This window comes from Actinoplanes sp. NPDC051537 (genome assembly GCF_055586105.1).
In genome coordinates this window covers 57814-82910 of record NZ_JBVJIU010000011.1, presented here as the reverse complement: position 1 = coordinate 82910, position 25097 = coordinate 57814, and the positions used below count along the sequence as shown (strand labels likewise).

Sequence of the window (25097 nt, the reverse complement as noted above, 5' to 3'; positions counted from 1 at the left end):
GATTGCCGGGCACGGGGTAGGGTCTGACGCCGTGCCCGGCATTCCCCGTCCCGAGACCGTCGCGCCGCTACCACTGGCGCGCCTGGCCGAGCTGTTGCCGGCGGTGCTGACCGGCGGTGACGCCGAGGTCACCGGCATCACGCACAGCAGCCAGGAGGTTCGCCCCGGCGATCTGTACGCGGCGCTGGCCGGCGCGAACCGGCACGGCGCCGAGTTCGCCGCGGGCGCGGCCGCCGCCGGCGCGGTGGCGGTGCTCACCGACGAGGCGGGCCGCGAGCGGGCGCTGGCGGCCGGGCTGCCGGTGCTGGTGGCGGACGACCCCCGGGCGGTGCTCGGCGCGGCCGCGGCGGCGATCTACGGCGACCCGTCGGCCCGGCTCACGATGATCGGCATCACCGGCACCGCCGGCAAGACCTCGACGGCCTACCTCGTGGAGTCCGGACTGCGGGCGGCGGGCCTGGTCACCGGCCTGATCGGCACCGTCGAGACGCGCCTCGGCGACCTGGTGGTGGCCAGCGTGCGCACGACGCCGGAGGCGACCGACCTGCAGGCGATCCTGGCCGCGGCCGCCGAGCGCGACGTCACCGCCGTGGTCATGGAGGTGTCCAGCCACGCGCTCGCGATCGGCCGGGTCAACGGGCTGCGGTTCGCGGTCGGCGGCTACACCAACTTCGGCCTCGACCACCTCGACTTCCACGCCGACGTCGACGACTACTTCGCGGCCAAGGCGCGCCTGTTCGACGGGCGCAGCCGGGCCGAGGTGCTCAACTTCGACGACCCGGCGCTGCGGCCGCTGTTCAAGCCGTCGACGATCAGCTATTCGGCGGCCGGCGACACCGCGGCCACCTGGTGGGCGTCCGGCGTGCGGCCGTCGGCGTTCGGCCAGCGCTTCGTGGCGCACGGCCCGGACGGGATCACGGTCGAGGCCGGCGTCGCGCTGCCCGGCCGGCACAACGTGGCCAACGCGCTGCTCGCCCTGGCGTCCCTGGTGGCGGTCGGCGTCGACCCGGCGGTGGCGGCCCGCGGCATCGCGGCCTGCCCCGGGGTGCCCGGCCGGCTCGAGCGGGTGGAGGCGCCGGGCGAGGTGCTCGGCGTGGTCGACTACGCGCACAAGCCGGACGCGATCGTGGCGGCGCTGGCCGCGCTGCGCGAGCTCGCGGCCGGGCGCGGCGGCCGGGTGATCTGCCTGATCGGAGCCGGTGGCGACCGCGACAAGGGCAAGCGGCCGCTGATGGGCGCGGCCGCGGCACGTGGCGCCGACCTGGTAATCGTGACTGATGACAACCCGCGCACCGAGGACCCGGCCGCGATCCGGGCGGCGGTCCGGCGGGGCGCCGAGGAAGCGGGCGGCACATCAAAATTGATCGAGGTGGCCGGCCGGCGCGCCGCCATCGACGAGGCGGTCCGGCTCGCCGGGCCGGGCGACGTGATCGCGTTGCTCGGCAAGGGGCACGAGCGGGGCCAGGAGGTGAACGGGCAGATGCTGCCGTTCGACGACCGCATCGAGCTCGCGGCCGCGCTGGGGAGTGACTCTTGATTCGCATGACGCTGGACGAGATCGCCAAGGTGACCGGCGGGCGTCTCGTCAACGCCTCGCCGTCGGCGGAGGTGACCGGCGGAGTCGAGTACGACTCCCGCAAGGTCGGGCCGGGTGGGCTCTTCGTCGCCTTCGAGGGCGAGAAGGTCGACGGCCACGAGTACGCGTCGGTCGCCGTCACGAAGGGTGCGGCCGGCGTGCTGAGCACCCGCGACACCGGGGAGCCGGGCGTCGTGGTCGAGGAGCCGCTCGTGGCGCTGGCCTCGCTGGCCCGGACCGTCGTCGAGCGGCTGCCGGGGCTGACGATCGTGGGGCTGACCGGCTCGTCCGGCAAGACGACGACCAAGGACTACATCGGGCAGCTGCTCGGGCGGCTCGGGGCGACCATCGCGCCGGCCGGCTCGCTCAACAACGAGCTGGGCTTCCCGTACACGGTGCTCCAGGCGACCGAGGAGACCCGCTTCCTGGTGCTCGAGATGGGCGCCCGGGGGATCGGGCACATCAAATACCTGTGTGAGATCGCCCGGCCCGAGGTCGGCGTGGTGCTCAACGTCGGCGCCGCGCACATCGGCGAGTTCGGCTCGGTCGAGGGGACGGCGCGGGCCAAGGGCGAGCTGGTCGAGGCGCTGCCGGCGACCGGGGTGGCGATTCTGAACGCGGACGATCCGCTGGTCGCCGGCATGGCGTCGCGGACGGGCGCGCGGGTGCTGCTGACCGGGGAGTCGGCGGAGGCGGCGGTCCGGGCCACCGAGGTCACGCTCGACGAGCGCGGCCGGGCGGCGTACACCCTGGGATTTGCCGGAAAAACCGGAAATGTTCGGCTGGGGGTGGCCGGGCGGCACCAGGTGGCGAACACGCTCGCGGCGGCCGGGGTGGCGTTGTCGCTGGGCATGAAGATCGACGACGTGGCGAACGCCCTCGGGGAGATCGGGATCGTGTCGAGCCGGCGGATGGATGTCTTCACCCGCCCGGACGGCGTCACGGTCATCGACGACTCCTACAACGCGAACCCGTCGTCGACCGCGGCCGCGCTGCACGCGCTCGCGGCGATGCGAACGGAAGGACGCCGCGTCGCGGTGCTCGGCTACATGGCCGAGCTCGGCGAGCACGAGCGGGCCGGGCACGAGGAGGTCGGCCGGCTGGCCGCCGAGCTCGGCACCGACCGGCTGGTGGCGGTGGCGGAGAACGCCCGTCCGATCCTGGACGGGGCCGCGACGGTCGAGGGGTGGACCGGTGAGGCGATCTTCGCGGACGATCAGACCGCCGCGCTCGAGATCGTCCGGGGGGAACTGCGGGCCGGCGACGTCGTGCTCGTGAAGGGTTCCAGGTACCGCACGTGGGACGTGGTCGATGGACTGCGTCCTGAGGAGGGTCGCCCGTGAGGGCAGTCATCGTCGCGGCCGCGGTCGCGTTCATCATCTCGCTGTTCGGCACCCCGGTGGCCATCCGCGTGTTCACCGCGCTCAAGGCCGGCCAGCCGATCCGCGGTGGCCTCGGCCTGGCCAGCAACCAGGGCAAGAAGGGCACCCCGACGATGGGCGGCGTGGCGTTCATCGTCGCCACCGTCTTCGCGTACGTGGCCGGGCACGTCGCCCTGACCACGCTGCCCGAGCGGCAGATCGCGCAGGAGGGGCCGACCATGACGGCCCTGGTCCTGCTCGGGCTGTTCGTCTTCTGCGGCGTGGTCGGCTTCCTCGACGACTTCCTCAAGGTGCGCCGCCGCAACTCCGACGGGCTCAGCGCCAAGGGCAAGCTGCTCGGCCAGCTGATCGTCGGCGCCGGCTTCGGCATCGCCGCCCTCTACGTGGCCAGCACCAACGGTCAGACCGTGGCCAGCGAGCACATCTCGTTCATCCGCGACGTCAGCTGGCTCGACGTCGGCAAGGTCGGCTCGGTGATCGTGTTCGTCTTCGTGATCATGGCGATGTCGAACGGCGTGAACCTCACCGACGGCCTCGACGGCCTCGCCACCGGCGCCTCGATCCTGGTGCTCGGGGCGTACGCGCTGATCGGCTTCTGGCAGTACCGGCACTGGTGCGGTGACACCGACTACCGGCTGGCCAACGCCTACTGCTACCAGGTGCGCGACCCGCTGGAGATCGCCATGATCGCGGCCGCCGCGGCCGCCGCCTGCGTGGGCTTCCTGTGGTGGAACACCTCGCCCGCCCGGATCTTCATGGGCGACACCGGCGCGCTCGGCCTCGGCGGCCTGATCGGCGGGCTGGCCGTGGCGACCCGCACCACGCTGCTGTCGATCATCATCGGCGGCCTCTTCGTGATCATCACGATGTCGGTGGTCATCCAGATCATCTCGTTCAAGACGACCGGTAAACGGGTGTTCCGGATGTCGCCCCTCCAGCACCATTTCGAGCTGGCCGGGTGGAGCGAGGTCAACATCGTGGTCCGGTTCTGGATCGTGGCCGGCATCTGCGTGGCGATCGGCCTCGGGTTGTTCTACTCGGACTTCCTCGCCGTCATGGGGTGAGTCACATTGCGACGCGACACGCCAGCGACGTGACCACGGCTGGCGTGTCGCCCGCACGATGATGTGTCCATGGCGGACGACCGGACACAAAAGGTGGCTCGCCCGTCGCTCAGCAGGCAGCTCCTGCCCGCCGTGCACGGGCTGCTCGCGCGACCCCTCTCCTCGTACTACCTGCTGATCGCCTGCTCGGGCCTGCTGCTGCTGATCGGGCTCACCATGGTCTTCTCGGCGACGAGCGTGAAGGCGTACGAGGAGAACGGGAACGCCTTCTCGGCGATCGCCAACCAGACCGTGTACGCGCTGCTCGGGCTCGTGGCCTTCTGGATCTGCCAGCGCCTGCCCGCCGGCACCCTGCGCGACCTCGGCAAGTACATCCTCGGCGCGGCGGTCGTGCTGCTCGCCCTCCTCGACCTGCTCGGCGCGCTGCACTCGGTCGGCGTGCTCGGCCGCTCCGCGATCGGCCCGGTGCACGCCGAGCTGCTCTGGCTGTACTTCGGCCCGGTCGGCCTCCAGCCGGCCGAGCTGGCCAAGCTCGGCATGGTGCTGTGGGGCGCCGACGTGATCGCCCGCAAGGGCCCGGCGCTCGGCCACTGGCGCGAGCTGGCCCGCCCGCTGTTCCCGGTGGTCGGCCTGCTGTTCGTGCTGGTCGGCTACAACGACCTGGGCACCATGCTGGTTCTGCTCGCGCTGATCGTCGGCCTGCTCTGGGCGGCGGGCGTACGCCTGCGGGTCTTCGCCGCGCTCGGGGTGCTCGGCCTGGCCGGCGTCGGCCTGCTGATCGCCGCGGCCTCGGGCGGCGCCGGCTCGGGCACGGCCGGCGGGGAGAACTACCGGCTCGCCCGGCTCACGAACTTCCTGCAGCCGATCGAGAAGTGCAACCTCGCCGACGAGTGCTACCAGATCATCCAGGCCCGCTCGGCGATCTTCGAGGGCGGCTGGTTCGGCGTCGGCCTCGGCAAGAGCGTGCTCAAGTGGAACTGGCTGCCCGAGGCGTCCAACGACTTCATCTTCGGCGTGGTGGCCGAGGAGCTGGGCGTGGTCGGCTGCTCGGTGATCCTGGCGCTGTTCTCGGTGCTGGCGTACACCGGCTTCCGGATCGCCCGCCGCTCGGCCGACCCGTTCCGCCGCCTGGCCGCCACCGCGATCACCACCTGGCTGGTCACCCAGGCCGTCATCAACATCGGCGGCGTCACCAAGATGCTGCCCATCACCGGTGTCCCGCTCCCGTTCATCTCCGCTGGTGGCAGTGCCCTCGTCGTGACCCTCGCGGCGATCGGCATGCTCGCCTCGTTCGCCCGCGCCGAGCCGGACGCGGCCAAGGCCCTGAACGCCCGTCCGCCCTCGAAGTGGGTACGGCTAGTCTGGGCCCCGCTGCCGCCGCTTCCCCCGCAACGGCAGCCGGGTCCGAAGTCCGGCCGGACGCCCGAGGGCGCGGGGGCCGGAAGGAGACGGTGATGAGCTCGCTGCGGTCGGTCGTGCTCGCCGGGGGAGGCACCGGCGGTCACATCTACCCGCTGCTCGCCTTCGCCGACGCGCTGCGGCGGCATTTCCCCGGCGTGCGCATCACGACGCTGGGCAGCCCCAAGGGCATGGAGAACGAGCTGATCCCGCCGGCCGGTTACGACCTGCGCGTGATCCCGGCGTTCCAGCTGCCCCGCTCGATCAACATGAACCTGCTGCGCACCCCCGACCGGATGTGGAAGTCGGCGCACGCGGCCGGCCGGATCCTCGACGAGGTGCAGGCCGACGTGGTGGTCGGCTTCGGCGGGTACGTGTCGGTCCCGGCGTACCTGGCGGCGTGGCGGCGCGAGCTGCCCATCGTCATCCACGAGGTGAACGTGCCGCCGGGCGTGGCCAACCGGATGGGCATGAAGTTCACCAAGAACGTGGCGGTCGGCTTCCCGCAGCAGCCGCAGCAGGCCGAGTCCCTGCGCGACGCCCGGGTCGTCGGCGTGCCGCTGCGCACGGCCATCTCGCACCTCGACCGCGCGGCGCTGCGCCCGCAGGCGCTCTACCAGTTCGGCCTGCGCCCCGACCTGCCGGTGCTGTTCGTCTCCGGCGGCTCGTCCGGCGCGCGCACCATCAACCTGGCGGTGGCGGCGGCGGCCAAGCGGCTCGCGCACGCCGGCGTCCAGGTGCTGCACGTGCAGGGCGGGCGCAACGAGCCCTTCGAGGTGCCGAACGATCTCCCGGTCCCGTACGTGGTGATTCCGTACCTCTCCGACATGCAGCTCGGCTACGCGGCCGCCGACCTCATGCTGTGCCGGGGCGGCGCGATCACGGTGGCCGAGACGACCGCGCTCGGCGTGCCCGCGGTCTACGTGCCCTACCCGCACAGCAACCAGGAGCAGCGGCGCAACGCGTTGCCCGTGGTCGAGGCGGGCGGCGGCGTCCTGGTCGACAACAGCGAGCTCACCCCCGAGTGGATCGAGCAGCACATCATCCCGTTGGCACGCGACCGGCAGCGGCTCGCGATGATGGGCGCGGCCGCATCGCGGTACGGACGCCGCGACGGTGACGAGGCCCTGTTGGAGTTCGTCCTGGAAGCGGTGGCCAAGCGATGAAGGGGATTCACCAGTGAACACCGCGGAGCTCACCCCGGCCGGCGAGTTGACCGCCGAGGACCTGGGCAGCGTGCACCTCATCGGCATCGGCGGCGTCGGCATGGGCGGCCTCGCCCGCCTGCTGCTCACCCGCGGCGTTCCGGTCTCCGGCAGCGAGCTGCGCGAGTGGCCGGCGCTGGCCGCCCTGCGCGCGCTCGGCGGCACCGTGCACATGTCGCACGTCGCGGAGAACCTGGACGGCGTCGACACGGTGGTCTACTCGACCGCGATCCCGCACGACCACCTCGAGCTGGTCGAGGCCCGCCGCCGCGGCCTGCGGATCATGCACCGCTCCGAGGCGCTCGCGGCCGCCATGACCAACCGGCAGACGATCGCGGTGGCCGGCACCCACGGCAAGACCACCACCACGTCGATCATGACGGTGATCCTCCAGCACGCCGGCCAGGACCCGTCGTTCGTGATCGGCGGCGAGATCTCCGAGGCCGGTTCGAACGGTCACCACGGCACCGGGCCGCACTTCGTGGCCGAGGCCGACGAGAGCGACAAGTCGTTCCTGATCTACCGGCCGCACGTCGCGATCATCACGAACATCGAGGCCGACCACCTCAACAACTGGGGCGACCTGGACGGCCTGAAGGCGGGCTTCCTCCAGTTCGCCAATCTGACCGACGACTCCGGCTTCGTCGTCACCTGTGCCGACGATCCGGGGACGGTGGAGCTGATCGCCGCGCTGCGCGCCTCCGGACGAACGGTTTACACGTACGGCGAAAGCCCGTCGGCCGATCTGCGGGTTTCCGACGTCGTGTCGACCGTGAGCGGCGTGCGCTACCAGGCGTTCCTGGACGGTGCCCCGCTCGGCGAGATCAAGCTGGCGCTGCCCGGCCGGCACATGGGCCTCAACAGCGCGGCGGCCGTCCTCACCGCGCTGCGCCTGGGCATCCCGCTCGACAAGATCACCGAGGCGCTGGCGTCGTTCCCCGGCGTCCGGCGCCGCTTCGAGCGCAAGGGCATCGCGGCCGGCGTGCGGGTCTACGACGAGTACGCGTACCACCCGACCTCGGTCAAGGCGGCGCTGCTGACCCTGCGCGAGGTGGCCGGCGACGGCAAGCTGCTGGTGGTGTTCCAGCCGTACCGCGTCTATCGCACCCGCGACCTGCAGGCCGAGCTGGCCGAGGCGCTGTCGATCGCCGACCAGACCATCGTCATGGAGGTCTTCGGGCCGGGTGAGGTGCGCCAGCCGGGCGAGGGCGGGGTCGCGCTGACCGCGGCCATCGACCTGCCGGCGGGGCAGAAGGTCTTCGTGCCCGACTGGGAGGACGTGCCGGCCGAGGTCGTGCGCCGCAGCCGGCCGGGCGACGTGGTCGTGACCATGGGGGCGCCGCCGATCTCGCTGATGGGCGACGAGTTGCTGGCCGCGCTCGCGGGCGAGGACGCGCTCTCGGGCGAGGACGCGCTCTCGGGCGAGGACGCGCTCTCGGGCGAGGACGCGCAGGAGGAGTGACGGCATGAGCGGGGGCGGCGGGCGCAACTGGCGGCTGGTCCGGGCGAACACCGACGCGGTGCCGTCCTCGGCCCGGCGGTTCATGGCGCGCGCCCGTCAGCGCCGGCTCAAGGCCGCCGTCCCGTGGGCGGCGGCGGCCGGCGTGCTGGTGATCGCCGGCGCGCTGACCTGGCTGGTCTACGGGACGTCGGTGCTCGGCGTGCGCGACGTCAAGGTGGTCGGCGTCCAGCTGATCAGCCCGGTGCAGGTGCAGGACGCGGCGGCGGTGCCGGCCGACGAGCCGCTGGCCCGGGTCGACCTCGACGGCGTCCGCTCCCGGGTGCGGGCCATCCCCGCGGTCGACCGGGTGACCGTCAAGCGCGGCTGGCCGTCCACGGTCGTGATCGAGGTGGTCGAGCGCACGCCGGTCGCGGCCGTGCCGACCGCCCCGGGCAAGCTCCAGCTGATCGACGGGACCGGGGTGGCGTACCGGGAAGTCGCCAAGAAGCCCGACGGCCTCCCGCTGATGCGCCTGGCCACGCCCGGTCCGTCCGACGTGAACACGAGATCGGCCCTCAAGGTGCTCACGGCGCTCAGCCCCGACCTGCGCGAGCAGCTGGTGGCGGTCTCGGCCGCCGCTCCCGCGCAGATCAAGCTCGAGCTGAGCAAGGACCGCACGGTGGTCTGGGGCGACGATACCGCGAGCGACACGAAGAGCCAGGTCGCGACCGCGCTGCTCAAGAAGGCGGGTAAGGAGATCGACGTCAGCGCGCCCACGGTCGTCACGATCCGATAACGGATTTTTCGGACATAAGGGCAGGAACGGCGTATTTTGTCAGAGGTTACGGCCGCGTCGGATATTCGCCACGCACGCGGGCCTCGACACGCCGCGCCGGTCCTTGGTTGACGCCTGTCCGCCGCTTACGTTGCCTCCAGAGGTTGAATGGTTGACATAACCCTAAGCCTCTAGTAGAGGGTGAGGGTTTCCTCGCCCTCCCTTGCACGGCAGCGGATGTCGAGCTGCGGTTCCTGGCCGGACCGCACGGGGCCCACGACATCCGCCAACCCCGGAAGGGAAGGCTGAGCCCTGATGACACCTCCACACAACTACCTGGCGGTCATCAAGGTCGTCGGGATCGGCGGCGGCGGCGTCAACGCCGTGAACCGCATGATCGAGGTGGGGCTCAAGGGTGTCGAGTTCATCGCGATCAACACCGACGCCCAGGCGCTGTTGATGAGTGATGCCGACGTGAAGCTCGACGTCGGCCGGGAGCTCACCCGCGGACTCGGCGCCGGCGCCCAGCCCGAGGTCGGCAAGAACGCCGCCGAGGACCACCGCGACGAGATCGAAGAGGTGCTCAAGGGCGCCGACATGGTCTTCGTGACGTGCGGCGAGGGCGGCGGCACCGGCACCGGCGGCGCGCCCGTGGTGGCGAACATCGCCCGCAAGCTCGGCGCGCTCACCATCGGGGTGGTCACCCGGCCGTTCTCGTTCGAGGGCAAGCGGCGCCAGGTCCAGGCCGAGTCGGGCATCGACGAGCTTCGCAACCAGTGCGACACCCTCATCGTGATCCCGAACGACCGGCTGCTCGCGCTCGGCGACCGCGGCATCAGCATGATGGACGCGTTCCGCCAGGCCGACCAGGTGCTGCTCTCCGGCGTGCAGGGCATCACCGACCTGATCACCACGCCGGGTCTGATCAACCTGGACTTCGCCGACGTCAAGAGCGTCATGAGCGGCGCCGGCAGCGCGCTCATGGGCATCGGCTCGGCCCGCGGCGACAACCGCGCGGTCGAGGCGGCCGAGAAGGCGATCTCCAGCCCGCTGCTCGAGCAGAGCATGGACGGCGCGCGCGGCGTGCTGCTCTCCATCGCCGGCGGGTCCGACCTCGGCCTGTTCGAGATCAACGACGCGGCCCAGCTGGTCACCGACGCGGCCCACCCGGACGCGAACATCATCTTCGGCGCGGTCATCGACGACGCCCTCGGCGACGAGGTGCGGGTCACCGTGATCGCGGCCGGGTTCGACGGCGGCACCCCGTCGTACAAGCCGGCCGAGCCGTCCCGGAAGGTCTCGGCGCCGGCGCAGCCGGCCGCGACCCCGGCCGCGGCCAGCACGGCCCCGGTGCACACGACGACGGTGCCGGCCGCGCCGGTGCAGACGCCGCGCCGGGTGCTCTTCGACGATGTGGACGTGCCGGACTTCCTCAAGAACGGATCGTGACCGCCGCCGCCGGTCGCCGCGACGAGCTCGCCGCCTCGCTTGCCGAGGTTCGTGAGCGGATCACCCGCGCCTGTTCGGCCGCGGGGCGGCCGGCGGAGGAGGTCACCCTGGTCGCCGTGACCAAGACCTATCCGGCCAGCGACGTCGTGTTGCTGGCCGGACTCGGCGTCACCGACGTCGGGGAGAACCGGGACCAGGAGGCCGCGCCCAAGGCCGCCGAGGTCCGGGCCGAGGGCGCGAAGCCGCGGTGGCATTTCATCGGCCAGTTGCAGCGGAACAAGGCGAGGTCGGTGGCCGAGTACGCCGACGTGGTCGAGTCGGTCGACTCGGTCCGGCTCGCGGAGGCACTCGAGAAGGCCGCGGCCGAGCGGTCGAAACAACTGGAAATTCTGATCCAGGTGAGCATCGACGGCGATCCGTCCCGGGGCGGAGCGATCGGCGACGATCTCTGGCGGATATCCGACGCGGTGGCCGGGTCGGCGGCGCTGCGTCTGGGCGGACTGATGGCGGTCGCTCCCCTGGAATGGGACGCGGACCGGGCGTTCGAGCAGCTTGCCGCGCTGTCGGCGCGGCTGGTGGCGACGCATCCGGCCGCGACCGCGCTGTCGGCCGGGATGAGCGGCGACCTCGAGGCGGCCGTCCGGCACGGCGCGACACACGTCCGGATCGGCACTTCTTTGCTCGGAATGCGAAACCCGCTGCGGTAGCCTTGCGGCGGGCAGCAAACTACATAGGTGTTATTTAACACCGCGGGTCGCCTCAGTCCGTTTCGGACTGCCGGCTCGTGCAAGGGGGGACTGCGGTACGCCGAGGGGGTGCGGGCCGCGCAGCGGACAAAGGTGGGGGACATGGCTGGTCGGGTCGGCACTTTCGCCCAGGTGCGGAATGAGGTGGGGGCATGAGCGCGCTTCGGAAGGCGGGCGTCTGGCTGGGCCTCGTCGAGGAGGACGACGACCGCGGCTACGACGACCGCGGCTACCGCGAGACCTCGTACCGCGACCGTGACCGCGACCGCGACCGTGATCGGGATCGCGACCGGTACTCGTCCGACCGCTACGCCGACGAGTTCGCCGACGAGGAGGACGACGTCGAGGAGGAGCGGTCGGTGCCGCGCGCCCGCAGCGACCGGGCGCGAATCTCCGAGCGGCTCTCCCGGGCCGATCTGGACGACCACGATCGGGTGGAAACCGGGGATCGGGCCCGGGTGCGTTCCATCACGCGGTCGACCACGTCGAGCGATGCGGCGACTCCGCTGAGCTACGCGACCCGCGACAATCTCGCCCTGGCGCCGCAGCAGGTGCACACTCCCCAGCCCCAGGCGCGGCCGGTCGAGGAGGAGCAGCGGTACCAGATCACCACGCTTCACCCGACCACATACCGGGAAGCGCGGACCATCGGCGAGCACTTCCGGGACGGCGTTCCGGTCATCATCAATCTCACCGAGATGGATGAAGGAGACGCCCGGCGGCTAGTCGACTTCGCGGCCGGTCTGGCGTTCGGTCTTCGCGGTACGATCGAGCGCGTGACCAACCGGGTTTTCCTGCTCTCGCCGGCAAATGTCCAGGTCACCGCGGAGGACAAGGCCAAGATCGCCGAGGGTGGGTTCTTCAACCAGAGCTGACCCGGCAGATCTGACCCGACCGGGGGACACTCAGACGTGCTGTCGATCCTTTTCCAGATCCTTTATCTCATCGTCTACCTTTTCTTTCTGGTCCTGCTGGCCAGGTTCGTCCTGTCGGCGGTGCTCCAGTACGGACGGCGGTGGCAGCCCGGCCGGGGCGCCTCGGCGGCACTCGAAACGGTGTGGACCGTCACCGATCCGCCTCTCAAGGCGTTGAGGCGTGTGATCCCACCGCTGCGCATTGGTAACGTGAGCTTGGACCTGGCTTTCATCGTGCTGCTGGTTATCCTGTTCGTGCTCATGACATTCGTGCTTCAAAGCCTGATCATCGCGTACAGCTAGACAGCAGCCCCACCGCGGCCGCAACTGACCCGAGGAGTTTCGATGCCGCTGACCCCGGCCGACGTGCACAACGTCGCCTTCAAGAAGCCCCCGATCGGCAAGCGGGGGTACGACGAGGAGGAGGTCGACGCCTTCCTGGATGAGGTCGAGCGCGAGCTCGCCCGTCTGATCGAGGAGAACAACGAGCTGCGCGCCCAGGTGGAGCGCGGTGGACGAGGCGGCGCGCCAGCCGTCTCGGGCGCCGACCCCCGTCTCGCGGCCGAGCTCAACGACGTCAAGGCCCAGCTCGACCGTGTGCAGCGGGACAAGGCTCAGGCCGAGCAGGCGGCGCGCCAGATGCAGGCCGAGCTGGAGCAGGTCCGGGCCCAGGGCCCGGTCGGCGCTCCCGCCGGTGGCACCGGCGACGGCGAGCAGCAGGCGCTGCGGGTGCTCATGATGGCCCAGCGCACCGCCGACGACCACGTCGCCGACGCCCGCCGCGAAGCCGACAAGCTTCTCTCCGACGCCCGCTCCAAGGCCGAGGAGGTCACCCGCGAGGCCCGCGCGAAGGCCGATGCCCTCGAGCGCGACGCCCGCCAGCGTCACCAGGAAGCCATGGGCGGCCTGGACGCGAAGCGGACCGCGCTGCAGAAGCACATCGAGGAGCTGAAGCAGTTCGAGCGGGAGTACCGCACGCGGCTGAAGGCCTACCTGGAGAGCCAGCTGCGCGATCTCGACGGCCGGGGCCAGGGCCTCGAGGCCGAGATGTCGCGTGCCGACTCGAGCCGGGCGGTCGGCGGTTCCGGCGGTCTCGCGGCGGCCGGTCTCGCCGGGTCGTACGGCGGCAGCCGTACCGGCGCCATCGAGTCCGGACGCTGATCTTCCCTCCGGCGCCACGACGAGGATGAGCCATGATCGTTGTTAGCCTGCTGCTCATCCTCGTCGCGGTGACGCTGCTCGCGCTGGGCCTCACCGGCGGATCGAGCACCCTCCTGATCAGTTCGATCGTGGCCAGCCTGCTGGCCGCGGTCGCCCTGGTCATCGGCGCGCGCCAGAACGCCGGTCGCCGCGCGGCCGCCGGCGAGGCCGGACCCGCCGCTCCCGAGTTCGCCGCGGAGTCCGCCGGCACCGACGATTTTGCCGGGCCCGAGCCCGTGTTCGCCGCCGAATCGGCCGAGTCCGATTTGTCAGATAGACGGGAAACCGTCCGCCTCGACGCGGTCGATGATCGACTCGACGAAAATCTTCGCAACGAAAATCTTGACGACGACCCGTACGCCGCCGAGCGCGAGGCCTTCGAGGCCGGCCGCCGCGACGCCGCCGCCGGAATGGCCGCCGCGGGCATGGCCGGCGCCCCGGGTGCGCGCCGCGACGACGACCTTGCCGCCGAGCCCGACTACGACCGCGCTGCCGACGCGATCAACGCGGCCCGGGCCGAGGACGACTTCTCCGACGACGAGCCGCCGTGGCGGACGCACGCCGAGCCCGCGTTCGACGAGCCGGTCGCGGAGGAGGAGGACGAGTTCGCCGAGGCGGACGACGACGACCCCGCGGACGAGCCGCTGCCGCAGTCGGTCAGCCCGTCCGACGCCGTGCGGGTGGCCCGCCTCGACGCCGAGGTGCTGGTCGTCGACGGACGGCCCCGCTATCACCTCTCCGATTGCCCGCACCTGCTCGGCCGGCTCACCGAGCCGATCCCGGTGAACGAGGCGGTCGAACTCGGCTTCAGCCCCTGCGGCCTGTGCCGCCCGGTCGACCGGCTGGTCGCCGCCGCCGTTCGCCACTGAGTTGCCCGGCTGGGGACAACGTGGGGGAAATGTCGTAGCCGGGTTCTAGTCTCGGCCCCACCCAGTGACGAGGGTGGGGATCGTGGGGGTGGTGGGGGTGCCTCGCCGCACCCGGTGATCGGCACAATGGGGCATGGTTTCCGGAGGTCTTTCCGTCGCCGTCCGCGTTCGTCCCGGCGCGGGGCGCAACCGGGTCGGCGGGCGCTACGACGGCCCGCACGGTCCCGCGCTGATCGTGGCGGTGAGCGCGCCCGCCGTCGACGGCAAGGCCACCGAGGCGGTGCGCCGGGCGCTCGCCGGCGCCCTGGCGGTGCGGGCCGGGGACGTGACGCTGCGGGTCGGCGCGACGAGCCGGGACAAGGTCTTCACGGTGCCGGCCGGCGACGAGATCCAGGCCCGCCTGGCCGAGCTGCGCGACGGCGCCGGAGCCCCGTGACGGGAAACCTCGACCTCGCGCTGCTCATCGGGGCGGCGGTGCTGCTGGTGGCGGTGGCCGCGGTGCGTCTCTCGACCCGGGTCGGCCTCCCCAGCCTGCTCGTCTACCTGCTGCTCGGCATGATCATCGGCGAGTCCGGCTTCGGCATCCGCTTCGACGACGCCGAGCTGACCCGCACGCTCGGCTTCTGCGCGCTCATCCTGATCATCGCCGAGGGTGGCCTGACCGCCCGGTGGAGCACGCTGCGTCCGGTGCTCGGCCTGAGCGCGTCGCTGGCGACCGTCGGGGTGCTGGTCAGCATCGCGGTGGTCGGCCTCTGCGTACATCTGATCCTTGGTCTGAATTGGCAGTTGGCGCTGCTTTACGGCGCCGTGCTGTCCTCGACCGACGCCGCCGCCGTCTTCGCCACCCTGCGCCGCCTGCGCCTTCCGCCGCGGCTGGTGGCCACCCTCGAGGCCGAGTCGGGACTCAACGACGCCCCGGTGGTGATCCTGGTGGTCCTGCTGAGCGCTACGGCCGAGGTCGGGCATCCCTGGTGGTACGAGGTGCTGCTGGTGATCTACGAGCTGGCCGCCGGGGCCGCGATCGGGCTGGCCGTGGGCGCGGCCGGCCGCTGGACGCTCCGGCACGCCGCGCTGCCCTCGGCCGGGCTCTACCCGATCGCCGCGGTCGGGCTCACCGTGCTCGCGTACGCGGCCGGGGCGGTGGCGCACGCCTCCGGCTTCCTCGCCGTCTACGCGGCCGGGGTGGTGCTCGGCAACGGCCGCCTGCCGCACCGCCGGGCCGTCCTCGGCTTCGCCGACGGGCTCGCCTGGCTCGCCCAGATCGGCCTGTTCGTGCTGCTCGGCCTGCTCGCCTCGCCCGAGCGGCTGAGCGGCGCGCTGGTGCCGGCCCTGGTCGTGGGCCTGGCGCTGGTGCTGCTGGCCCGGCCGCTGTCGGTGATCGTGGCGGCGGTGCTGGCCCGCCCGGTGCGTGGCCCCCGCCGTCCCGGCAACCGCGTCGGCTGGCGCGGCACCGCGTTCCTCTCCTGGGCCGGGCTGCGCGGCGCGGTGCCGATCGTGCTCGCCACCATTCCGCTCTCGGCCGGCACCGCCGGGGCGGACGGGCTGTTCGACGCCGTCTTCCTGCTGGTCATCATCTTCACGCTGGTGCAGGCGAGCACCCTCGGCCCGGCCTCCCGGCTGCTCGGGGTGACCGCGCCGGACGAGCCCGCCGAGATCCATGTGGAGACGGCGCCGCTCGAGAACATGCACGCCGACCTGCTCCAGCTCGACGTGGCGCCCGGCTCCCGGCTGGCCGGGGTCTACATCGACGAGCTGCGGCTGCCGGTCGGGGCCTCGGTGACGCTGGTGGTGCGGGACGGCGCCGGCTTCGTGCCCGGTCCCGACACCCGGCTGCGGACCGGGGACGCCCTGCTCATCGTGACCACGGCGGCCGTGCGCGACGTGGCCGAGCGGCGGCTGCGGGCGGTGAGCCGGCGCGGCCGGCTGGCCCGCTGGTTCGGCGAGGAGGGGCGGGAAGAACCGGCTCGATGAGGCGGTCCGGCATCGAATCGGGAACGGTCGGGTATCCGACTGGGAGATTTACGACCTTTGTCGGGCCAAGATCGGGTGCCCGTGTTGTCGCTCCCCGATACGTTCCGTATCCTTGCCACCCTCCGGAGTGCGCGGCTGACGGTTCAGCCGCGCCGTTTGTGCAGGTGGGGCAAGATCTACGGCGGCGTCGGGCTCGCGGCGCCGACTGCCGGGCGCTTCTCCGGCACGACAAAGGGGACAGGCGGGCAGCACGCTCGCCCGTCCCGACGAACGCTGATCGCCGCGCCGGGGGGTGCGGCCGAGGGAGCGACTATGGCCAAGGCAACCGAGACCAGGACCGCCACGACCGCCAAGGCCGCCACGAAGCGGACCCGCAGCGCCGCCGAGACGGAGAAGATCCGGGTGGCGTTGACCGAACGCCGCGACGAGCTGCAGTCCGAGTACGACCAGTCGCTCACCGAGATCTCCGACCTCCAGCGCGAGCGGCTCGCCGACTCGGCCGGGGACGACCAGGCCGACACCGGGACCAAGACGTTCGAGCGCGAGCAGGAGATCACTCTCGCCAACAATCTGCTCGAGCGGATCACACAGGTGGAACGCGCCATCGACCGCCTCGGCGAGGGGAACTACGGTTGGTGCGAGCGGTGCGGCAACCCGATCCCGGTCGAGCGACTGGCGGCGTTCCCGTCCGCGACTCTCTGTGTGGCTTGCAAGCAGTTGGAGGAACGACGCTGAACGCTGACGAGGCGGAGGGCGTGACCGCGGTGCGGCCCGAGCCGGAGGCACGGCCCCGGTTCAGTGGCCGTGCCGTGGCGGTGCTCGGCATCACGGCCGTGCTCGCCGTGGCGCTCGACCAGTGGGTGAAGTGGCTGTGCACCGAGCACCTGACCGAGGGCGAGCCGGTGCGCATCCTCGGTGGCTTGGTCTACCTGTCGCTGCTGCGCAACAGCGGGGCGGCGTTCAGCATGGGCAGCCAGCACACCTGGGTGTTCCCGGTGATCACGCTGGTGGTCATCGGCTGGATCGTCTACATGGCGACGCGGCTGCGCTCCCTGCCCTGGGCGATCTCGCTCGGGCTGGTGCTCGGCGGCGCGTTCGGCAACCTCGCCGACCGGCTGTTCCGCGCCCCCGGCCCGTTCCGCGGCCACGTGGTCGACATGATCAGCCTCTTCGCGCCGTACGCGGAGAAGTTCGCCGTCTTCAACATCGCCGACAGCTGCCTCTCGGTGGGCGTCGCGCTCGCGGTCGTGCTCGAGCTCACCGGCCGGCAGCGGGACGGCCGGAAGGCCGTACGGAAGAAGGCGGAACCGGCGTCGTGACCCAGCGCTCCCTGCCGGTGCCCGACGGGTTGGACGGCATGCGACTCGACCAGGCGGTCTCCCGGCTCTTCGGGCTGTCCCGCACGGCCGCCGCCAGCCTGGTCGAGGCCGGCGACGCGCTGGTCGACGGCTACCCCCGGCCCAAGTCGGACAAGGTCGCGGCCGGCTCGTGGCTCGAGGTGACCCTGCCCGCCCCGGTGAGCGCGCCCGTGGTCGTGGCCGAGCCGGTGACCGGGCTGACCATCGTCTACAGCGACGACGACATCGTCGTGGTCGACAAGCCGGTCGGCGTGGCCGCCCACCCGAGCCCCGGCTGGACCGGTCCGACCGTGATCGGCGGCCTGGCGGCGATGGGGCAGAACGTCGCGACCAGCGGCGCCGCCGAGCGGCAGGGCATCGTGCACCGGCTCGACGTCGGCACCACGGGGCTGATGGTGGTGGCCAAGAGCGAGATCGCGTACAGCGTGCTCAAGCGCGCCTTCAAGGAGCGCGAGGTCGACAAGCGGTACCACGCGGTCGTGCAGGGCCACCTCGACCCGCTGCGCGGCACCATCGACGCGCCGATCGACCGGCACCCCACCGCCGACTACAAGTACGCGGTGATGTCCACCGGCAAGCCGAGCGTCACCCACTACGACACGCTCGAGGCGTTCCGCGCCGCCAGCCTGGTCGACGTGAAGCTCGAGACCGGCCGTACCCACCAGATCCGGGTGCACTTCTCGGCCATGCGGCACCCCTGCGTCGGTGACCTCACCTACGGCGCCGACCCCACGCTCGCGGCCCGCCTCAAGCTGAGCCGGCAGTGGCTGCACGCCCGAGAATTGGGGTTCCTCCACCCCCGAACGCACGATGAGGTTCGGTTCGTCAGCGACTACCCTGATGACCTGAAGTACGCGTTGGACGTGCTTCAGGACGCGAGCTGATCTCGGGGAGCAACACGTGGGTCCCGCGGAACGGATGCGGGAGCCGATGATGAGCGCGGTCACGCTGCGGGCCATGATCGGGCTCGCGATCGTCTCGGCCGCCGTGCTGTTGCTGGCCATCGTCTGGGCGAGCCGGCGGGACCACGACGTCCCCGGCATCCCCGGCGACGTCATCCGGGTCGGCGTCGTGCAGGGCCAGTCGGTCACCGGCTACCTCCGGTCCTCCCGCTCCGAGCTGGCCGCCCTCACGAACCCGTCGGCGCCGCCGGCCGGCGACACCTGGGCGCTGGTGAGCCTCGACGACTACGTCCCGCCGGGGGCGCTGCCGCGGATGTTCGACGGCGCCGCGGTCGCGCAGGTCTACACCCGGGTGCCGGTCGCCGGGAAGCACACCCAGGTGGTGCGGATCCCGGTCTACCGGCTGCCGGCCGACGTCATGTCGGGCATGCTCGACGCGGCCCTCCAGCGCGACCAGGAGAAGGCCGAGTACCTCCAGCTCGGCCGCCGGATCGGCGGGGACGACGCGAACGCGGCGCGGGCCCGGAAGGCGTACGAGTCGGCCGCTCGCACGGCGGGGACGGAGGCCGACGCGTACCGCAGCGGTTGCGCCTGTGTCTTCGCGGCCGTGGTCCGCGCCGCCCCCGCCGCGTTGCAGGGTGTCGCGGACCGTCCCGGAGTGAGAGCCGTCGATCCCGCGCCCGAGGTGCGGCAGCTCGACCGGGCCGAGTTCCGGCCGCCGCTGCCGGAGCAGGACGGGACGATCCCGGCGGAACCGAGCGGATCTCCGATTCCTGTGCCAAACGACGGTTCAGCCATTGCCTCGCGGAGGCCCCCGCCGATACTGTCTTCGTCCGGGCTCCCTGTGACATCCGACTCACCGGCGAGCATCCGCCCCCTGCCCGATCCCTCTGTCCCGGCACCCGAGGAACGCCCTGCAGTGCCTTCAGCCACATTCGCGAGCGCTGCTCAAGGGCCGCCGAGTTCATGATCGGCAGCACCTCGAGCGCGGTCCGCACGTTAGATCCCTCGTCCGCGAAACGTACGGATGGCCAGTCGATCACGACCGTGGCGCTGGGGTTCGATCGAGGAGAATGACCGGGGATGGTCGGTCGGGCAGTGGCCCGAACAGGTTTCGCTCCGTAGCCTGTCATGGGCTGTCATGGGCGGGGTATCACCGGGATTGAATGCGCAGGGAGGACGAGCCGTGGATGGGACCGAGACCGGCTGGGGCCGGCCTGCGGAACCTGCCCCGCGTTGGCGGGCGCTGCTCGACCGCGCCCGGCATGGTGCCCGCAACGCCGAGGAGCAGCCGGCCGAGGCCGAGCCGGAACCGCAGCAGGCCCCGCCGCAGCAGTTCGGGCAGCCGTTGCCGAGCCGCCGGCCCTACAACCCGCTGGAGCCGCGCGGGTACGAGCAGCCGGCGAACGGCTTCGAGCAGCGGGCGCCCGAGCAGCCGTACGAGCCGCGCCGGCAGATGCCGCCGCGCCCTCCGATCAACCCGCTCGACCCCCGTCACCAGGCGCGGCAGGCCGCCGCTCCGGCTCCCGCCCCGGCCCCGCCCCAGGCCCCGGCGCAGCAGCCGCACAGCTTCTTCAGCCCGGCGCCGCCCGCCCGCTCGACGCCGGTGGCGCCGCCCCCGCCGCCCGCGCCGCGCGACTACCCGCAGATCCGCGCCTCCGCGGCCGCGCCCGTCCGGCCGCCGGCGCCCGCGCCCGCACCGGCGCCCACCTCGCCGGCCGGCGCCCGCATCGAGTGGCGGCAGACCGCGCCCGACGACGAGCTCGGCCGGGCCGTCGCGGTGCTGCGCCGCAAGCTCGGCAAGCCCCGCGTGCTGGCCTTCGCCAACCCCAAGGGCGGCGTCCACAAGACCACGGCGACCGTGCTGGCCGCGGCCACCATCGGCAGCGTCCGCGGCCGCGGCGTGCTCGCCTGGGACGACAACGAGCTGCGCGGCACGCTCGGCCTGCGGGCCGGCAGCGCCCGGCACGCCCGCACGATCAAGCACCTGCTGGCCGACCTCATGACGATCGAGGGGCTGCACGGCGACGGGCTGCTCAGCGAGCTCGACAGCTACCTGCGGCACGCCTCCGACGGGTCGTACGACGTGCTCGCCGGCGAGGAGAACCCGCGCTTCGCCGCCCGCCTCGACCAGGACACGGTCCGTCGCGTGATGGACCTGCTGCGCCGCACCCACGACGTGATCTGCGTCGACACCGGCAACAACGTGGAGAGCGTCAACTGGCAGACGGTGATGCGCCAGGCCGACCAGCTGGTGATCACCACGGTGCCGCGCGAGGACGCCGCGTTCACCGCCGACTGGATGCTCGACGTGCTCGACGAGAGCGGCATGGGCGACCTGGTCTCGAACGCGGTGACGTTGATCTCGTGCCCGTCGCCGGGACCGCTGCCGATGCTCGACGACTTCGCCAAGCACTTCGCCACCCGGACGCGCGGGGTGGCGATCGTGCCCTACGACCCGTCTCTCGAGGTCGGGTCCTCGATCGAGTACCAGGACCTCCAGCCGGAGACCCGGCAGGCGTGGCTGCGGGCCGCCTCGATGATGGTCGAGCCGTTCGCCGAGTGATCCGCGTGTGGCCCTCGAAAGTGTCGTAGGGGCGGACTAGAGTCGCGGGGTCCACACAACTTAAGGGGGCCCCGGGTGTCTGACTCGTTCGTGCATCTCCACGTGCACACCGAGTATTCGATGCTCGACGGGGCGGCCCGGGTCAGGGAGCTGTTGGCCGAGGCCAAGCGGCTGGGCATGCCGGCGGCGGCGATCACCGACCACGGCAACATGCACGGGGCGTACGACTTCTACACCCAGGCCAAGGCCGCCGAGATCATTCCGGTGATCGGCGTCGAGGCGTACGTGGCGCCCGAGTCCCGCCTCGACAAGGCGCGCGTGAAGTGGGGCCGTCCCGAGCAGAAGAGCGACGACGTCTCCGGCAACGGCGCCTACACGCACATGACGATGTGGGCGCGCAACGCGGTCGGCCTGAAGAACCTCTTCCGCCTCAACTCGCGGGCGTCGATGGAGGGCCAGCTCGGCAAGTACCCGCGGATGGATTTCGACATCATCGCCGAGCACGCCGAGGGCATCATGGGCACCACCGGCTGCCCGTCCGGCGCCGTGCAGACCCGGCTGCGGCTCGGCCAGTTCGACGAGGCGCTCAAGTCGGCCGCGAAATACCAAGAGGCGCTGGGCAAGGACAACTACTTCCTCGAGATCATGGACCACGGCCTCTCGATCGAGAAGCGGGTCCGCGACGGGCTCCTCGAGATCGGCCAGAAGCTCGGCATCAAGCCGCTGGTCACCAACGACTCCCACTACACGCACGAGGCCCAGTCCGAGGCCCACGACGTGCTGCTGTGCGTGCAGACCGGCAGCAACGTGGCCGACCCCAACCGGTTCCGGTTCGACGGCAACGGCTACTTCGTGAAGTCGGCCGACCAGATGCGCGCGGTCGACTCCTCCGACGCGTGGCAGGAGGGCTGCCGCACCACGCTGCTGGTGGCCGAGAAGGTCGACACCGACGGCATGTTCACCTTCAAGAACCTCATGCCCCGGTTCCCGATCCCTGAGGGCCGCACCGAGGAGGAGTACTTCCGCGAGGTGGCGTACGAGGGACTGCGCCGCCGTTTCCCCGACGGCATCCCCGACACGCACGTCAAGCAGGCGGAGTACGAGCTCGGCGTCATCATCCAGATGGGCTTCCCGTCGTACTTCCTCGTGGTCGCCGACTTCATCCAGTGGTCCAAGCGCAACGGCATCGCGGTCGGCCCCGGCCGCGGCTCGGCGGCGGGCTCCCTGGTGGCGTACGCGATGGGCATCACCGACCTCGACCCGCTGCCGCACGGCCTGATCTTCGAGCGGTTCCTCAACCCCGAGCGCATCTCGATGCCCGATGTCGACATCGACTTCGACGAGCGCCGGCGGGGCGAGGTCATCAAGTACGTGACCGACCGCTGGGGCGAGGACAAGGTCGCGCAGATCGCCACCTTCGGCACGATCAAGGCCAAGGCCGCGATCAAGGACGCGGCCCGGGTGCTCGGCTTCCCGTTCGCGGTCGGCGACCGGATCACCAAGGCCATGCCGCCGGATGTGATGGGCAAGGGCATCCCGCTCTCCGGCATCTTCGACAAGGAGCACAAGCGGTACAGCGAGGCGGGCGAGATCCGCACGATGTACGAGCAGGACCCCGACGTGAAAAAGGTGATCGACACCGCGCGGGGCATCGAGGGCCTGATCCGGCAGACGGGCGTGCACGCGGCCGGCGTGATCATGTCGGCCGAGCCGATCATCGACCACATCCCGCTGATGCGCCGGGCCTCGGACGGCGTGATCATCACGCAGTTCGACTACCCGACCTGCGAGACGCTCGGCCTGCTCAAGATGGACTTCCTGGGCCTGCGAAACCTGACGATCCTCGACGACGCCGTCAAGAACATCAAGCTCAACCACGAGCTCGACCTCGACCTGCTGAAGGTGCCGCTGGACGACCCGGCGGCGTACGAGTTGCTCTCCCGCGGCGACACCCTGGGCGTGTTCCAGCTCGACGGCGGCCCGATGCGGTCGCTGCTGCGGCTGATGAAGCCGGACAACTTCGAGGACATCTCGGCCGTCCTGGCGCTGTACCGGCCCGGCCCGATGGGCGTCGACTCGCACACCAACTACGCGCTCCGCAAGAACAACCTGCAGGACATCACGCCGATCCACCCCGAGCTCGAGGCGCCGCTGCGCGAGATCCTCGAGCCGACGTACGGCCTGATCGTCTACCAGGAGCAGGTGCAGCGCGCCGCGCAGATCCTCGCCGGCTACAGCCTCGGCCAGGCCGACCTGCTCCGCCGGGCGATGGGCAAGAAGAAGAAGGAGATCCTCGACAAGGAGTTCGGCCCGTTCCAGCAGGGTTGCATGGAGCGCGGCTACTCCAAGGAGGCGATCCAGGCGGTGTGGGACGTGCTGGTCCCGTTCGCGGGCTACGCGTTCAACAAGGCGCACTCCGCGGCGTACGGGCTGGTGTCCTACTGGACGGCGTACCTCAAGGCGCACTACCCGGCCGAGTACATGGGCGGACTGCTCACCAGCGTCGGCGACGACAAGGACAAGATGGCGATGTACCTGGCCGAGTGCCGGCGCATGGGCATCCAGGTCCTCCCGCCCGACGTCAACCAGTCCGCCGGCCCGTTCACCCCGGTCGGCAAGGACATCCGGTTCGGTCTCGCCGCGGTCCGCAACGTCGGGCACAACGTGGTCGAGGCGATCGCCCGGTGCCGCAAGGAGAAGAGCGAGTACCTCGACTTCTACGACTTCCTCTCCAAGGTGGACGCGGTCGCCTGCAACAAGAAGACGATCGAGTCTTTGATCAAGGCCGGCGCGTTCGACTCGATGGGGCACACCCGCAAGGGGCTGCTCGCCGTGCACGCCGAGGCGATCGACGCGTACGCGGATGTGAAGCGCAACGAGGCGGCCGGGCAATTTGATCTTTTCGGGGCGTTCGCCGACACCGCGGAGGGCGGCTCGTCGGCCACGGTGGCGATGCCGACGATCGGCGACAGCGAGTGGGACAAGCGCGACAAGCTGGCCTTCGAGCGGGAGATGCTCGGCCTCTACGTCTCCGACCACCCGCTGGCAGGCCTCGAGCAGCTGCTGGCCAACTCGGCCGACACCTCGATCGCCTCGCTGAACGAGGAGGGTTCGGTGCCGGACGGGCAGGTCGTCACGCTCGCCGGCATCCTCACCGGCGTGCAGCGGCGGATCACCAAGCAGGGGCGGGCGTGGGCGTCGGCCACCCTCGAAGACCTGGCCGGTGGCGTGGAGACGCTGTTCTTCCCGAATACGTATGAGGTGATCGGCCAGTACATCGCCGAGGACGCGATCGTGGTGGTGAAGGGCCGGGTCGACCGGCGCGACGACACCCCGCGCATCATGGCGATGGACATGTCGCTGCCCGACATCAGCCACAACCCCGACAGCAAGCCGGTCACGCTGACCATGCCGATCACCCGCTGCACGCCGCCGCTGGTGTCGGAGCTGAAGGAGATCCTGACCAGCCACCCGGGCGACTCCGAGGTGCACGTCCACCTGCAGAACGGCAGCCGTACGACGGTCCTGCGGCTGGGCGCCGTGCGGGTGGCGCCGACGCCCGCCCTGCGCGCCGACCTCAAGATGATCCTCGGCCCGTCCGCGGTGGCCTGAGGCCCTGGTGATGACGGCGGTCCGGGGCACGACCGACAGTCCGCGGCGGGACCTGGCAGGATCGTAGGGTGAACCCGAGCCAGGAGTCGGCCCCGAGCCAGGAGCCGGCGCAGCCCCAGCCCACCGGCCGGCCGCCGGTCGATCCGACGGCCGACCCCGCCGCCTACGGCCCTTCCGGGCCGCCGGCATCTCCGGGTGGGCCGGCATCTCCGGGTGGGCCGCCGTCGCCGGGTGGGCCGCCGTCGCCGGGTGGGCCGCCGTCGCCGGGTGGGCCGGGGTCGCCGGGTGGGCCGGGGTCGCCAGGTGGGCCGGGGTCGCCAGGTGGGCCGGGGTCGCCAGGTGGGCCGAGGTCGCCAGGTGGGCTGGGGTCGCCGGGCAGCGGCGCGGCGCCCTTCGGCGGAGGTGGGCCGGACGGGGTTGCGGGTGGCGGGCTGTTCGGCGCCGACGCGACCGCGCCTGCGGGCGGTTCGGCGGGCGTTTCGGGTGGCGGCGAGCCGTTTGGCGCGGGTGGCTCTTACGGCGCGGGCGCTTCCGGTGGCGAGCCGTTCGGGGCGGGCGGGTCTTACGGCTCGGCGGGCGCTTCCGGTGGCGGTGAGTTCTACGGCGCGGGGGACGGGGCCGGGCAGCCGGGGTTCGGGGGCGAGGGCGTCGGCTATGGGCTTGCCCATC

General features: G+C 71.7%; 20 protein-coding genes and 1 pseudogene. All 21 read left to right on the top strand.

Translation table 11 applies throughout. The features are described from left to right. Positions 1-31 precede the first annotated feature (31 nt). The 21 genes and pseudogenes from ACZ6TB_RS26680 to dnaE all read left to right on the top strand — a co-directional run bounded on the left by ACZ6TB_RS26680 (position 32) and on the right by dnaE (position 24428). Complete coding sequence (locus ACZ6TB_RS26680) at positions 32-1537, top strand: UDP-N-acetylmuramoyl-L-alanyl-D-glutamate--2,6-diaminopimelate ligase (RefSeq protein ID WP_465558147.1); 1506 nt, start codon at positions 32-34, stop codon at positions 1535-1537. Beyond that, a complete protein-coding gene (locus ACZ6TB_RS26675) occupies positions 1534-2919 on the top strand; it encodes a UDP-N-acetylmuramoyl-tripeptide--D-alanyl-D-alanine ligase (protein ID WP_465558145.1) in 1386 nt (461 codons plus the stop codon). The genes ACZ6TB_RS26680 and ACZ6TB_RS26675 overlap by 4 nt, the downstream gene beginning before the upstream one ends. Beyond that, positions 2916-4022: a phospho-N-acetylmuramoyl-pentapeptide-transferase gene (mraY, locus tag ACZ6TB_RS26670; RefSeq protein WP_465558143.1), complete on the top strand. Its 1107-nt coding sequence runs from the start codon at positions 2916-2918 to the stop codon at positions 4020-4022. The genes ACZ6TB_RS26675 and mraY overlap by 4 nt, the downstream gene beginning before the upstream one ends. Before the next feature lie 69 nt (positions 4023-4091). Continuing rightward, entirely contained in the window at positions 4092-5477 is a 1386-nt protein-coding gene (locus tag ACZ6TB_RS26665) for an FtsW/RodA/SpoVE family cell cycle protein (protein WP_465558141.1), read from the top strand. Next, the gene (murG, locus tag ACZ6TB_RS26660) at positions 5477-6586 is read left to right on the top strand and encodes an undecaprenyldiphospho-muramoylpentapeptide beta-N-acetylglucosaminyltransferase (RefSeq protein ID WP_465558139.1); all 1110 of its coding nucleotides are present in this window, start codon (positions 5477-5479) and stop codon (positions 6584-6586) included. The genes ACZ6TB_RS26665 and murG overlap by 1 nt, the downstream gene beginning before the upstream one ends. A 13-nt stretch (positions 6587-6599) precedes the next feature. Beyond that, on the top strand, positions 6600-8087 hold the full coding sequence (murC, locus tag ACZ6TB_RS26655) for a UDP-N-acetylmuramate--L-alanine ligase (protein ID WP_465558137.1): 1488 nt from the start codon (positions 6600-6602) through the stop codon (positions 8085-8087). A 4-nt stretch (positions 8088-8091) separates the two neighbouring features. Next, positions 8092-8862: a cell division protein FtsQ/DivIB gene (locus ACZ6TB_RS26650; protein WP_465558135.1), complete on the top strand. Its 771-nt coding sequence runs from the start codon at positions 8092-8094 to the stop codon at positions 8860-8862. Positions 8863-9156: 294 nt separating this feature from the next. After that, positions 9157-10290, top strand: a complete 1134-nt coding sequence (gene ftsZ / locus ACZ6TB_RS26645; RefSeq protein ID WP_465558133.1) for a cell division protein FtsZ — start codon at positions 9157-9159, stop codon at positions 10288-10290. Beyond that, positions 10287-10997, top strand: a complete 711-nt coding sequence (locus ACZ6TB_RS26640; protein ID WP_465558131.1) for a YggS family pyridoxal phosphate-dependent enzyme — start codon at positions 10287-10289, stop codon at positions 10995-10997. The genes ftsZ and ACZ6TB_RS26640 overlap by 4 nt, the downstream gene beginning before the upstream one ends. Before the next feature lie 191 nt (positions 10998-11188). Further along, on the top strand, positions 11189-11911 hold the full coding sequence (locus ACZ6TB_RS26635) for a cell division protein SepF (protein WP_465558129.1): 723 nt from the start codon (positions 11189-11191) through the stop codon (positions 11909-11911). 36 nt (positions 11912-11947) lie between these two features. Continuing rightward, positions 11948-12253 carry a YggT family protein gene (locus ACZ6TB_RS26630; protein WP_465558127.1) on the top strand — a complete coding sequence of 102 codons (306 nt, stop codon included), beginning with the start codon at positions 11948-11950 and terminating at the stop codon, positions 12251-12253. A 42-nt stretch (positions 12254-12295) separates the two neighbouring features. Then, positions 12296-13111: a DivIVA domain-containing protein gene (locus ACZ6TB_RS26625; protein WP_433302679.1), complete on the top strand. Its 816-nt coding sequence runs from the start codon at positions 12296-12298 to the stop codon at positions 13109-13111. Between the two features lie 32 nt (positions 13112-13143). After that, positions 13144-13353, top strand: a pseudogene (locus ACZ6TB_RS26620) (hypothetical protein); the annotation flags it as partial. A 799-nt stretch (positions 13354-14152) separates the two neighbouring features. Then, a complete protein-coding gene (locus ACZ6TB_RS26615; RefSeq protein WP_465558124.1) occupies positions 14153-14455 on the top strand; it encodes a DUF167 domain-containing protein in 303 nt (100 codons plus the stop codon). Further along, positions 14452-15990, top strand: coding sequence for a potassium/proton antiporter (locus ACZ6TB_RS26610; RefSeq protein WP_465558122.1), 1539 nt, complete (start codon positions 14452-14454; stop codon positions 15988-15990). Before ACZ6TB_RS26615 ends, ACZ6TB_RS26610 begins: the two co-directional genes overlap by 4 nt. Before the next feature lie 312 nt (positions 15991-16302). Then, the gene (locus ACZ6TB_RS26605) at positions 16303-16725 is read left to right on the top strand and encodes a TraR/DksA family transcriptional regulator (RefSeq protein WP_465558120.1); all 423 of its coding nucleotides are present in this window, start codon (positions 16303-16305) and stop codon (positions 16723-16725) included. After that, complete coding sequence (gene lspA / locus ACZ6TB_RS26600; RefSeq protein ID WP_465558118.1) at positions 16626-17309, top strand: signal peptidase II; 684 nt, start codon at positions 16626-16628, stop codon at positions 17307-17309. Before ACZ6TB_RS26605 ends, lspA begins: the two co-directional genes overlap by 100 nt. Before the next feature lie 38 nt (positions 17310-17347). Then, on the top strand, positions 17348-18232 hold the full coding sequence (locus ACZ6TB_RS26595) for an RluA family pseudouridine synthase (protein WP_465558612.1): 885 nt from the start codon (positions 17348-17350) through the stop codon (positions 18230-18232). A gap of 16 nt (positions 18233-18248) precedes the next feature. Then, positions 18249-19220 (top strand): hypothetical protein, encoded by a 972-nt coding sequence (locus ACZ6TB_RS26590; protein ID WP_465558116.1) that lies wholly within the window; start codon positions 18249-18251, stop codon positions 19218-19220. 171 nt (positions 19221-19391) lie between these two features. Further along, positions 19392-20816 carry a MinD/ParA family ATP-binding protein gene (locus ACZ6TB_RS26585; protein WP_465558114.1) on the top strand — a complete coding sequence of 475 codons (1425 nt, stop codon included), beginning with the start codon at positions 19392-19394 and terminating at the stop codon, positions 20814-20816. A gap of 75 nt (positions 20817-20891) precedes the next feature. After that, complete coding sequence (dnaE, locus tag ACZ6TB_RS26580; protein ID WP_465558112.1) at positions 20892-24428, top strand: DNA polymerase III subunit alpha; 3537 nt, start codon at positions 20892-20894, stop codon at positions 24426-24428. Positions 24429-25097 lie beyond the last annotated feature (669 nt).

Coding starts and splice junctions, on each gene's coding strand:
- ACZ6TB_RS26650 (WP_465558135.1), top strand. CDS start 8,092: ATGAGCGGGGGCGGCGGGCGCAACTGGCGGCTGGTCCGGGCGAACACC.
- ACZ6TB_RS26665 (WP_465558141.1), top strand. CDS start 4,092: ATGGCGGACGACCGGACACAAAAGGTGGCTCGCCCGTCGCTCAGCAGG.
- ACZ6TB_RS26605 (WP_465558120.1), top strand. CDS start 16,303: ATGGCCAAGGCAACCGAGACCAGGACCGCCACGACCGCCAAGGCCGCC.
- ACZ6TB_RS26585 (WP_465558114.1), top strand. CDS start 19,392: ATGGGCGGGGTATCACCGGGATTGAATGCGCAGGGAGGACGAGCCGTG.
- ftsZ (WP_465558133.1), top strand. CDS start 9,157: ATGACACCTCCACACAACTACCTGGCGGTCATCAAGGTCGTCGGGATC.
- ACZ6TB_RS26615 (WP_465558124.1), top strand. CDS start 14,153: ATGGTTTCCGGAGGTCTTTCCGTCGCCGTCCGCGTTCGTCCCGGCGCG.
- murG (WP_465558139.1), top strand. CDS start 5,477: ATGAGCTCGCTGCGGTCGGTCGTGCTCGCCGGGGGAGGCACCGGCGGT.
- ACZ6TB_RS26625 (WP_433302679.1), top strand. CDS start 12,296: ATGCCGCTGACCCCGGCCGACGTGCACAACGTCGCCTTCAAGAAGCCC.
- ACZ6TB_RS26595 (WP_465558612.1), top strand. CDS start 17,348: ATGCGACTCGACCAGGCGGTCTCCCGGCTCTTCGGGCTGTCCCGCACG.
- ACZ6TB_RS26635 (WP_465558129.1), top strand. CDS start 11,189: ATGAGCGCGCTTCGGAAGGCGGGCGTCTGGCTGGGCCTCGTCGAGGAG.